This is a genomic window from Methylosinus sp. KRF6, from assembly GCF_018887255.1.
Taxonomy (GTDB): domain Bacteria; phylum Pseudomonadota; class Alphaproteobacteria; order Rhizobiales; family Beijerinckiaceae; genus Methylosinus; species Methylosinus sporium.
Genome location: NZ_JAHLJF010000001.1, coordinates 390,081 through 401,922, shown reverse-complemented (window position 1 = coordinate 401,922; position 11,842 = coordinate 390,081). Strand labels below are relative to the sequence as shown.

The window sequence follows — 11,842 nt, the reverse complement described above, 5'->3', positions numbered from 1 at the left end:
CCACGTCATTCTCACTTGCCCGGCGCGCCTGTAGACAAAATTTGCGACAGAACCCAATGTGAGGCTCCGCGATCGACGAGAGACGCGCCGACGCGTTCGCCCTGCCCGAACGTCTTTCTGAACGGGGCCAGGTTTACGCTTTCATTTCCAGGTGCTAGAAAACAATCATGCTTCGTCTCCTCCAGAGGCTCGTCCTTATGCTCGCGCTGGCGTTCTCGCTGGTCGGCGGGGCCGAGGCTTCGCGCGTCGGTCGCCATTGCGACGGGGTGAGCGCGGCCGCCATGGAGGATTGCCATAAGGCCTCGGCAAATCAGGGCGAGCGAGACGAGCGCTCGCGCGCGGGCAATGATTGCGCGGCCGTCTCCTGCGTCCAGGCTCCGGCCGTCGCCGGCCCGATCGACTCATTCTTCGTCATGCCGGTCTCGTCGTCGGCGGCGTCGCTCGTCGCGGCGAGCGACGCCGATTTTGCCTCCTTGACCGCCCCTCCCGATCTTCGACCTCCGATCGCCTGAAGCGCAATCGCCGGCTCCGTCGCGCCGGCTCCGTCGCACGCGCGGCGGAGCGGCTTCGTGAGCTTATCCTCGTGAGCTTCAGGCCCATCCGCTGCCGCTGCGGCCGGAGATCGAGATCATGCCTCCCTATACGCCTTTTTTCGGCGCGCTCGCGCTCGCCGCGAGCGTGGCCGCATCCGCGCTTCACGTCTCCCATTCCGAAGCGCCCTATGCCGATCCGGCGCGGCCGGATCATTCGACGGCGACCGCGGCCTCCGACGATCCCATTCTCTTCTATCGCGATCCGATGGGCGGCGGGGAGGTCTCGCTCCGCCAGCGCAAGGATCGCATGGGAATGGATTTTCTGCCCGTGCGCCGGTCGCGGATCGCCCCGCTTCTCGGCAGGCTTCCCGATGCGCCCGCGCCCTCGGGCGACGAGCCGCTGTTCTATCGCGATCCGATGGGCGGCCGCGATATCTCTGCGGGTCCGCGCAAGGACGGCATGGGCATGGATTATCTGCCGGTGCGGCCCGCCGATCTGCGCGCCCTCCTCCCGGAGCTCGCCGAGGCGCCCCGCGCGAAAAAAATTCTCTACTACCGCAATCCGATGGGCCTGCCGGACGTCTCGCCGATCCCGAAGAAGGATCCGATGGGAATGGATTATACGCCGGTCTATGAGGGCGATGACGCCGAGGCCGATGGCGCGCTGCGCATCGCGCCTGGAAAAATCCAGCGCGCGGGCGTGCGGTCGGAACAGGTCCGCCGCCGGCCGCTCGTCGCGAAGATTCGCGCGCCCGGCGCCGTGCAGGTCGACGAGCGCCGCCTCGCCGTGGTCGCGACGCGCTCCGAGGCTTTCGTCGAGAAAGTCTTCGAAGCGACGACCGGCGCGCGCGTCGTGAAAGGCCAGCCCCTGGCGCGGCTCTTTTCGCCGGCCATCGCCGCGGCGGCGGCCGATTATCTCGTCTTCGCCAATTCGCGCAATGGCGACGCCGGCCTGCTCGAGGGCGTGCGCAGAAAGCTCGAGACGCTGAATGTTCCGCCCGAATTCATCGCCGAAATCTCCCGCAGCCGCCGCGTGCCGGCGAGCGTCTCCTGGCCGGCGCCGCGCGAGGGACTCATTCTCGAGCGCAACGCCGTCGAAGGCATGAAGGCGGAGGCCGGCCAAGTGCTGTTCCGCATCGCCGATCTGTCGGTGGTCTGGGCGCTCGTCGATGTGGCCGAGCAGGATTATGCGCGGCTGCACGTCGGCCAGACGGTCGAGATCAGAGCGCGCGGCCTTTCCGATCGCATTTTCGCCGGCCGCGTGACGGTCGTCTATCCGCAGATCAATCGCGAGACGCGCACCGCGCGCGCGCGCATCGAATTGCCCAATCCCGATCTGATCCTGCGGCCGGACATGTATGTCGAGGCGGAAATTTTCGCGGGCGAGCCGGATGCGGTCGTGACCGCGCCCGAAAGCGCGGTGATCGAGACCGGCAAGCGCGCGCTGGTCCTTCTCGACAAGGGCGAAGGGCGTTTCGAGCCGCGCGAGGTGACGCTCGGACAGCGCGGCGAGGGAGTCGTCGAGGTGCGCAGCGGGCTCGACGAAAAGGATCGCGTGGTGACGGCGGCCAATTTTCTGATCGATTCGGAGAGCAATTTGCGCGCCGCTCTGCAGACGCTGGCCGGCGCGGAGACGCCGCGATGATCGGCCGGCTGATCGCCTGGTCGGCGCGCAATCTCCTTCTCGTCTTCCTCTGCGCCGGCTTCTCGATCGGCGCCGGCGTCTATGCGCTGCGCACGCTTCCGCTCGACGCGCTTCCCGATCTCTCCGACGTGCAGGCGATCGTCTATACGGAATATCCGGGGCAGGCGCCGCAAGTGGTGGAAGATCAGGTCACCTATCCGCTGACCAGCGCCATGCTCACCGTGCCGCGCTCGAAAGTGGTGCGCGGCTTCTCCTTCTTCGGCGTCTCTTTCGTCTACGTGATCTTCGAGGATGGCGTCGATCTCTATTGGGCGCGCTCGCGCGTGCTCGAATATTTGAACGCCGCGACGAAGAAGCTGCCGCCGGGCGTGACGCCAGCGCTCGGACCGGATGCGACCGGCGTCGGCTGGGTCTATCAATATGCGCTCGTCGCCAAGGAGATGACGCTCGCCGAGCTGCGCTCGCTGCAAGATTGGACATTGCGCTACGGCCTCTCCAAGGCGGAAGGCGTGGCCGAGGTCGCGAGCGTCGGCGGCTTCGTCAAGCAATATAATGTCGTCGTCGATCCCAATCGGCTGCGCGCGCTGGGCGTCTCGCTGAAGCAATTGCGCGAGGCGATCCGCGCCAGCAATACGGATGTCGGCGGCCGCACGGTGGAGCTGTCCGAATTCGAGTTCATCGTGCGCGGCCGCGGCTATTTGAAAAGCGCCGCCGACATAGAACATATCGGCCTGCGCGCCGAGAATGGCACACCGCTGCTGCTGCGCGACGTCGCCCGCGTGGAGCTCGGGCCGGACGAGCGCCGCGGCGTCGCCGAGCTCGATGGCGAGGGCGAGGTCGCGAGCGCGATCGCCTTGCAGCGCTATGGCGCCAATGCGCTGAGCGTGATCGACAATGTGAAGGCCGCGCTGGCCCGGCTCGCGCCCGCGCTGCCCAAGGGCGTCGAGATCGCGACCGTCTATGATCGGTCAGAGCTCATTCATGCGGCGATCGAGACATTGCGCAGGACGCTTCTCGAGGAGAGCGTCATCGTCGCTCTCGTCTGCGCAGTCTTCCTCATGCATTTGCGCAGCGCGCTCGTCGCCATCGTCATGCTGCCGATCGGCGTGCTCATCGCCTTCGCGGCGATGAAGGCGATCGGCGTCGGCTCCAACATCATGAGCTTAGGAGGCGTCGCCATCGCGATCGGCGCTATGGTCGACGCCGCGATCGTGATGATCGAGAACGCGCATAAGCATTTGGAGCGCGCCTCGCCCGAAAAGCCCCGCGTCGAAATCGTGATCGAGGCGGCGAGCGAGGTCGGGCCGGCGCTATTCTTCAGCCTGCTGGTCATCACCGTGTCTTTCCTGCCGATCTTCACTTTGGAGGCGCAGGAAGGAAGGCTGTTCTCGCCGCTCGCCTATACGAAGACCTTCGCCATGGCGGCGGCGGCGCTGCTCTCGGTGACGCTGGTTCCGGCGCTGATGGTGGTCTTCGTGCGCGGAAACATAGTGGCGGAAGCGAAAAATCCGCTCAATCGCGCCTTGATCTGTCTCTATCGTCCGATCATCGCGCGCGTCTTGAAGGCGAAGACGGCGACCATTCTCGTCGCCGTGATTGCGATCGTCATGACGATTGTCCCGGCGCGCCGGCTCGGCGGCGAATTCATGCCGACATTGGACGAGGGCGCCCTGCTCTATATGCCGACGACGCTGCCCGGCCTTTCCGTCACCAAAGCCGCGGAACTGTTGCAGACGCAGGATCGCATCATCAAATCCTTTCCCGAGGTCGCCTCCGTCTATGGCAAGGCCGGCCGCGCCGCGACGGCGACCGATCCGGCGCCGCTCGAAATGTTCGAGACCATCATCGCGCTGAAGCCGAAAGACCGATGGCGAGCAGGAATGACGACGGGCCGGCTGATCGCCGAACTCGACGCCGCTCTGCAATTTCCCGGCGTCTCCAACGCCTGGACCATGCCGATCAAGGCGCGCGTCGACATGCTCGCCACGGGCATACGCACGCCGATCGGCGTGAAGATTTTCGGTCCCGATCTCGCGCAGATGGAGGGGCTGGCGCGGCAGGTCGAGGCGGCGCTGAAGCGCGTTCCCGGCACGGCGAGCGCCTATGCCGAGCGCGTCAATGGCGGCTATTTTCTGGACATTGTTCCCGATCATCCGGCGCTCGCCCGCTATAATCTGATGATCGGCGACGTGCAGGAGGTGATCGCCACCGCGCTCGGCGGCGAGACGATCACGACGACGGTCGAAGGGCGCGAGCGCTACGGCGTCAACATACGCTATCCTCGCGAGTTCCGCTCCGATCCACAGACGATCGCGCGGGAAGTGCTCGTCCCGCTGCCGCGCGGCGGCGCCGTCCCGCTCGGCGAGGTCGCGACCATCGAACTGACGCGCGGCCCGACGGCGATCCGCACGGAGAACGGCCAGCTCGCGGTCTATGTCTTCGTCGATGTGCGAGATCGCGATCTTCGCTCCTATGTCGCAGAGGCGCAGAAGACCGTGGCGCAATCGGTTGCCTTTCCCGCCGGCTCCTATGTGAGCTGGAGCGGGCAGTTCGAGTATATGCAGCGCGCGGCGGCGCGGCTCGAAATCGTCGTTCCGCTGACGCTCGCGATCATCTTCCTGCTGCTCTATCTCAATTTCCGCCGCTTGACGGAAACGCTGATCGTGATGGCGTCCCTCCCTTTCGCGCTCGTCGGCGGCGTTTGGGCGATGTGGATCATGCGGTTCGATCTCTCGGTGGCGGCGGCGGTCGGCTTCATCGCGCTCGCCGGCGTCGCCGCGGAAACCGGCGTCGTCATGCTGATCTATCTGGATCAGGCCATGAGGGAGCTCGCCGCCGAGCGCGCCGCGCAGGGACGCGCCGTCACGCGCGCCGATCTGCACGAGGCGATCATGCGCGGCGCCGTCGAGCGCGTGCGTCCGAAAATGATGACGGTCACGGCCATTATCGCGGGCCTCGCGCCGATCCTGTGGAGCGCCGGCGCGGGCTCGGAGGTGATGCAGCGCATCGCCGCGCCGATGATCGGCGGCATGGCCTCCTCCACGGTTCTGACGCTCGTCGTCATTCCGGCCATCTACGCCCTCGTCGAGGGCGTCCGCACGCCCGCCGCAGATGGCGGGGCCGGCTCTCGCCGATAGTCTCGAGAATGGTCTCGCGGGCGGCGGCCGTCTCGAGCGGGACCGTCTGGCTCAAAGCTCAGCTTTCGTCAGCAGGAAAAGCATCTTATGCTCTTGTTCCAGGTTGTCGGCTCTGGAATCGCTCGACGAATGCCGCCGAGCCTGCGCCCGGCGGGAGGGGGCCTCCCGCGATTAAGATTTGACAGCGGCCTCGGCTTGGCCCGATACGCAAGGGCTGCGGCCTCGAACTGTAGCCGAGCAGGCTAAGCGGGTATTCCATTGAACCAACAACAAGCAACTGCGCCCGCCCGGATCGATCCGGACCTCCTGGACGCGAAAAATCTGGCTCAGCGTATCGCTGCGTTGCGGGCTTGGGCTCGCGAGAAGGGGTATTACAACGTGCCGTTGTGGGAGCGGGCGCTCCGCTGCCTCGAGCTCGTGGCGGCCCCCACGCTCGCTTTCCTCCTGCTCGCGCAGGGCGGCTTCGCCGCGGCGCTCGGCGCTTTCATTCTCGGGCTGCATTATCCGCGCACGGCCTATCTCGGCCATGACGTCGCTCACAACCAATGGGGGCCGCGCGGCGAGACGAAGGCGCGCATCATGTTGCGGCTCGTGTCGCTCGCCCAGGGTTTCGGCTCGACCTGGTGGATCGAGAAGCACGAGCTGCATCACGCCTTTCCGAACGCCTGCCGCGTCGAAGCGGACGGGACGCGCACGCCGATCGACGGCGATATCGATTCGCCTCCCTGGCTCGTCTGGGACAAGTCGCTGGCCCGATACAACGCCAAGGCGCGCCAAAAAGGGCTCGGCCGCGCGCTGTCCTTCGTGCTGCCGCGCTTTCAGGTGCCGCTTTTCTTTCCGATCCTTTCGGTCGCTCGCTTCAATTGGAGCTGGCAGAGCATCGACGTCGCTCTGACCAAGGAGCAATGGATCGAAGCGGCGCTCTGCGCCGCCCATTGGATTTTGGGATTTACGCTCGCAGGCTTGCTGGCTCCGGGCGCGGCCTGGACGGGCTGGCTCTGGTTCCTCGCCGCGCAGCTGATCGGCGGCTTCATCCTCGCCTTCGTGTTCGTGCTCAACCATACGGGCATGGAAGTCTACGACGCGTCGGAAACCAAGGGATTCTACGACCGGCAGGCGCGCTCGACGCGCAACACGCCGAGCTCGCCGTTTCTCGATTGGCTGACGGGCGGACTGAACAGCCAGATCGAGCACCATATGTTCCCGAGCCTCTCGCGCAGAAGCCTGACCAAGATGCGCAAATTAACGAAAGCGGCGATGGAGGAATGCGGCTACGCCTATGTGACGCTCGGCAATCGCGAAGCGATGCGCGCCGTGCTCGTCACGCTCGGCGAAGCGGCCTTTGCGTGACGATCGGCCATTCGGACGCCGCGCTTTGGCGCGCGGCGTCGGTTCGGCCCGAACAAGCGCCGGATATCTCGACCCAGGGGCGGCATCCTCCCACACCAGCCAGAATTCCGCTCGTCGACGAGAAGCGTTCCGACCACGGCGCGCCTGAGTGGGCCGCGCACATTGCGGACGCCGTCTACGGCGTTCTACGGCATCGCTATGAGATGACGCTGGGCTATCGCAACCCCAGCCTCGCCATCATCTTCAACAGCCCGACGCGGGAGACGCCGAGACGGCGGGCCGCAGCGCTATGATTGTGCTCGGTGGCGGCGAGCGCGGCGCCGATCATGCGGCGCTCCAATTTCTCCTGCGCTTCGGGAAGCGTTTCGGCAACAGCTTCCGCCGAAGGCAGAACTCCGCCGCCGCGCGCGAAATTCAAATCCTCGGCGGAAATCGTCGATGATTGCGGATCGGCGAGCGCGGCGGCGCATTCGATCATCGCTTTCAGCTCGCGGACATTGCCGGGCCAGGACTGCGCGACGAGCCAAGCGAGCGCCTCCTGCGAGAACCGCAATTTGCGCTTCTTCGCCGCTTGGCCGAGAAAATGTGCGGCGAGAAGACCCAAATCTTCGCGCCGCTCGTCCAGCGCCGGCGTGCGAATAACGACTCCGCGCAGGCGATAATAGAGGTCCTCGCGAAAGGCGCCGGAAGCGATCATCGCCTCCAGATCGCGGTGCGTCGCGCTGATGATGCGCGCATCGGCGCGCCGCGCATCGCGCCCGCCGACGGGCGTATAGGTACCTTCTTGCAGGAAGCGCAGCAGCTTCACTTGGCAGGGAAGCGGAGTCTCGCCGATCTCGTCCAGAAACAGCGTTCCGCCGCGCGCCGTCGCGACGAGGCCTGGGCGATCGGCATGGGCGCCGGTGAAGGCGCCTTTGAGATGGCCGAATAATTCGCTCTCGATCAGCTCGGCTGGGATCGCGCCGCAATGGACGGAGACGAAAGGCCCGCGACGCGCGCTCACCCTGTGCAGCGCATGAGCGACGAGCTCCTTGCCGGAGCCGGTCGGGCCGAGGATCATCACGGGAACCTCGGCCGGGCCGATGCGGCGGATCATATCCTTCACATGCGCCATGGAAGGGCCATTGCCGATCAGCCCATCGTCGGAACTCGCCTTCTCCGACCGCAGCCGCGCGATCTCGCGCTCCAGCGCCGCTTTGGCGAGCGCCCGCTCGACGCAGAAACGCAGCAGCTCCGGCTCCACGGGCTTGGCGAGAAAATCCCAGGCGCCGAGCGCGACGGCGCGCAGCGCCAGCTCATGCTCGCTATGCGCCGTCAGCACGACGGTGACCGCGCTCGAAAACTCCGGCAGCAGCGACAGGCCCGCCTCGGGCGTGCGCTCCGGCGGCATGACGAGATCGAGAAGCACGAGATCGGGCCGCGCCTGCGCGAAGGTTTCGCGCGCAGAAGCTGCGTCCTTCGCCGTCACGACATGATAACCTTCGCGCGTCAGAAAGGCGCCGGCGACGCGCGCGAAAGCGGGCTCGTCGTCGACGATGAGGATCGTCTCGCCGCTCACGCCGGAAACCTCAGAGTGACGCAGGTGGAGAAGCCCTCGCGCGCGCCGAGCGCGACGGAGCCGCCATGCGCCGCCATGATCTTGGCGACAATGGCGAGGCCGAGCCCCGTGCCTTCGCTGGAGCGCGAGACGAAAGGCTGAAACAGCCTGTCTTTGATCTCATCGGGCACGCCGGGACCATCGTCACAGACATGAATGAGCGTCGCATCCCGCGTCGCCTCGACGAAAATGGCGATGCCGCCGCCGGCGGCGCGCGCATTGGCAATGAGATTATCCATCGCCTGAGCGAAGCGAAACGGATCGGCGCGCAAATGCGCATCGCTCGCGATGTGAGTCTCGACATCGCCGAAGGCCGCGGCGAGATCGATGTCGACGGGCTCGATCTTCCACGGCTTGGCGTAGTCGAGCAATTCGGCGACGAGACGATTCATGCGCCGCGTCTGCTCTATGATCTCAGCGCGCGTCTCCGCCGGCGCGGCGGCGGCGGCCATATTCACGATGTTGAGCGGATTGCGCAGATCATGCGCGATCGTCGAGGCGAGCATTCCGAGCTCGGCGAGCCGCTCGCTCTCGGCGCGGCGTCTTCGGCGGTCGATGTCGTCGAGGCTCTGCGCCAGAATATCGGCGTAGACAATGGCGAGGCGGCGCGCGCCCGGCGGCGAATCCTCGAAGCCCGCGAGCCGCGCCTCCCATTTGCCGCCGTCATCGGCGCAGCGAAGCGCCGGCTCCGGCCCATCGCCGAAAAGAGTCACATCGACGAAGGGGCGCATGGCCGCGCGCAAATGCGTGCGCGCGATCTCCATCGCCTCGTACGGCCTATCCGCGCCGGCGAGCTCGCCACGCCATAACGCGATCATCTCGGCGGAAATCTCTGGGCCGGCGTAGACGAGCCGATCCGCCGCGCGGCGGATGGGCTCGCCGAAAGCAAAGGCCAATGCCATGGCCGTGGCGACGACGAGCCACAGGGACGGGAAATCCATCGACAGCGCGACCAAGCTCAAAGGCGCTGCGGCGAGCAATCCGGCCACGGCGGCGGCGAGCAGCAGCACGAGCGCATAGGCGGCGGCGCGTCGCGCCCAGACATTGGCGGCCATCAGTTCATAGCGCAATATTCCGTAGACGAGCAGCGCCGGATAGATCGGCAGAGCGAGAATGGACCAGGGCGCGACAGCCATGCCGAATAAAGGCGGCGCGAAGGAGACGACGGTCGAGAGGCCGACGAGCGAGGAGACGAGAACGATGGCGATCTCGCGTCGGCGCTTGCCCTCCGCGCGGCGCAGAGCGAAAGCCATCAGGCCATTGCCATAAGCGGCGAGGCCGATCGCGACAGCGACGCCGAAGAGGCCGGCGCCCTCATAGCGAAAACCGCGCAGGCCTGCATGTGTTTCGAAAAAGGCGCCGGCGCCGAAGATGAAAAGCAATAGGGTCGCGCCAGCGCCGAGCGCGTGGACGATCGGAAGCTCGCGCGCGCCCTGCCCCGTCAGCCGGATCGCGAAATCGACCGCCATAGCCGAGCCCAGCGGCGCCAGCGCCATGGCAGCCGCGCCGATGCGCTCGGGCAAAATCAAGCCGAGGGCGAAAAGCCCGACGATCACGACGAAGGCCGCGAGTCGCTTCGCGCCCGGCGCGACGCCGGCGCGAGCCAGGAGAAACGCCGAAAGCGCGACGCTCGACAGGAAGGTCGTCGAGATGGAGAGGGTGAACAGCAGGCTCGGCGTCATCGCCCGACTGTATCCTTAGTATATAGGGGATTCAATGATATCTATCTCTAAGGTTTACAGCATACGTATTAGGGTGACTTAAAAACATATAGTTACATAGTGGTGCCGCCATTGCCCATAGGTCTCCCGAAGGCGAAGCTTTTTCGCCCCCATTGCCGAGGAGACCGATCTTGGCCCGCATTCTCATCATCGGCGGCAGCGGATTCATCGGACGGCATATCGCCGGCCGGCTTCGCGACCGCGGCCATAAAGTCGTCGCGGCCTCGCGCCGCGAGGTCGATCTCGCGCGCGACAGCGAGGCGCGGCTTCGCGATAAAGTCGCGAGGTTCGAGATCATCGTCAATTGCGCCGGGCTTGTTCGCGACGACGGCGCCAACAGCATGGCGGCCGTCCATGCGGAGGGCGCCTGCAATCTGTTTCGCGCCTGCCTCGCCGCTGGCGTCACGCGGCTCATTCACATCTCGGCGCTCGGCGTCGAGAGTGACGGCGGGACGCTCTATCAGCGCAGCAAGGCGGTCGCCGAAGAACGGCTCGCGGCGCTCGATCCCGAAGGCGCGCGCCTCGATTGGCGCATATTGCGTCCGTCGCTCGTCGTCGGCCGCAGCGGCGCCAGCACGCGCTGGCTGCTCGCCGCCGCCGTATTGCCATGGCTTCCGAACTTCGGCGATGGCGCCTGGCGCTTTCAGCCCGTGCATGTCGGCGATCTCGCCGAAGTCGCGGCGCGTATCGCGGAGGGAGCCCCTTCGCCGCGTCGCCTCGATGTCGTCGGCCCGGAGCCGATGACGACGGATGCGCTGCTCGCGCTCTTGCGCGAATGGCTCGGCCTGAAGCCGACGCGCTTCTTTCGCGTGCCCTATCGGCTCTTTCTGCTCGCGGCGTCGATCGGCGGACGCTTCTCGACCGGCCCGCTCAATCGCGAGGTGATAAAGCTTCTCTCGCGCGGCAATGTCGCCGATTGCGCGCCGATGACTGCGGCGCTCGGCCGGCCGCCGCGCGCTATTCGCGATGCTCTGGCGCTGGAGCCGGCGTGCGAGGCGGACAGGCGGGCGGCGCGACTGTTCCTCCTGCCTCCCGTGCTGCGCTGGAGCCTCGGCCTGTTGTGGGTCGCGACGGGCCTGCTCTCCTTCGGGCTCTATCCGCAGGAGAAGAGCTATGCGCTGCTCGCCGAGATCGGCGTCCATGGCGCGCTCGCCGACTTTGCGCTCTATGGCGGCGCGGCGGTCGATCTCCTGCTCGGCGTGCTGTTGCTGCTGCGATGGCGCCCTGCCCTCACCGGCGCCGCGCAACTCGCGACAATGCTCGCCTTCACCATCATCGCGACGCGCCTGCCATCCGATTATTGGCTGCATCCTTTCGCGCCGCTCCTCAAGAATCTGCCGATCGCAGCGGCGATCCTCGTCATGATCGCCTTGGAGGCCTGACCCATGCTCGATCCTCTCACTCTGAAGACGGCTCATATCGTCAGCTCGACGATATTGTTCGGCACGGGGCTGGGCACGGCGTTTCACGGTCTCGCGAGCAATTTGCGCGGCGATCTGCGCGCCATTGTCGTCGGCAACAGAAATGTCGTGCTCGCCGATTGGCTGTTCACGACGCCCGCCGTCATCGTGCAGCCTGTCACCGGCGTGCTGCTGGCGTTGGATCAAGGCTGGCCGCTCGATACGCCCTGGCTGCTCGCGGCCATCGCGCTCTATCTCTTCGTCGGCGCCTGCTGGCTGCCGGTCGTGTGGCTGCAAATCCGCATGGCGCGCATCGCCGAACAATGTCTCGAGAAAGACGCGCCGCTGCCGCCGATCTATGGAACCTATTTCCTCTGGTGGTTCGCGCTGGGCTGGCCGGCCTTCATCGCCATGATCGCGATCTTCTGGCTGATGGTCGCAAAGCCGCAATTTTGAAAA

8 protein-coding genes are annotated in these 11,842 nt (G+C 66.1%); 6 read left to right on the top strand and 2 right to left on the bottom strand.

Going from position 1 to position 11,842, the window contains the following annotated elements:
- Positions 1 to 167 precede the first annotated feature (167 nt).
- From KP010_RS01885 to KP010_RS01870, 4 genes are all read left to right on the top strand, one after another.
- On the top strand, positions 168 to 512 hold the full coding sequence (locus KP010_RS01885) for a hypothetical protein (protein WP_246659691.1): 345 nt from the start codon (positions 168 to 170) through the stop codon (positions 510 to 512).
- Between the two features lie 118 nt (positions 513 to 630).
- A complete protein-coding gene (locus KP010_RS01880) occupies positions 631 to 2,178 on the top strand; it encodes an efflux RND transporter periplasmic adaptor subunit (protein WP_142861660.1) in 1,548 nt (515 codons plus the stop codon).
- Complete coding sequence (locus tag KP010_RS01875; protein ID WP_142861661.1) at positions 2,175 to 5,315, top strand: efflux RND transporter permease subunit; 3,141 nt, start codon at positions 2,175 to 2,177, stop codon at positions 5,313 to 5,315. Before KP010_RS01880 ends, KP010_RS01875 begins: the two co-directional genes overlap by 4 nt.
- A 417-nt stretch (positions 5,316 to 5,732) precedes the next feature.
- On the top strand, positions 5,733 to 6,665 hold the full coding sequence (locus KP010_RS01870) for a fatty acid desaturase (protein ID WP_371824180.1): 933 nt from the start codon (positions 5,733 to 5,735) through the stop codon (positions 6,663 to 6,665).
- 214 nt (positions 6,666 to 6,879) lie between these two features.
- Here KP010_RS01870 and KP010_RS01865 read toward each other — a convergent pair whose 3' ends face one another.
- Positions 6,880 to 8,223, bottom strand: a complete 1,344-nt coding sequence (locus KP010_RS01865; RefSeq protein WP_216280330.1) for a sigma-54 dependent transcriptional regulator — start codon at positions 8,221 to 8,223, stop codon at positions 6,880 to 6,882.
- The gene (locus KP010_RS01860; RefSeq protein WP_216280329.1) at positions 8,220 to 9,944 is read right to left on the bottom strand and encodes a HAMP domain-containing sensor histidine kinase; all 1,725 of its coding nucleotides are present in this window, start codon (positions 9,942 to 9,944) and stop codon (positions 8,220 to 8,222) included. Before KP010_RS01860 ends, KP010_RS01865 begins: the two co-directional genes overlap by 4 nt.
- A gap of 170 nt (positions 9,945 to 10,114) precedes the next feature.
- Here KP010_RS01860 and KP010_RS01855 point away from each other — a divergent pair, with 170 nt between their 5' ends.
- Positions 10,115 to 11,365, top strand: a complete 1,251-nt coding sequence (locus KP010_RS01855) for an NAD(P)H-binding protein (protein WP_142861665.1) — start codon at positions 10,115 to 10,117, stop codon at positions 11,363 to 11,365.
- 3 nt (positions 11,366 to 11,368) lie between these two features.
- Entirely contained in the window at positions 11,369 to 11,839 is a 471-nt protein-coding gene (locus KP010_RS01850; RefSeq protein ID WP_142861666.1) for a DUF2269 domain-containing protein, read from the top strand.
- Positions 11,840 to 11,842: the final 3 nt, after the last annotated feature.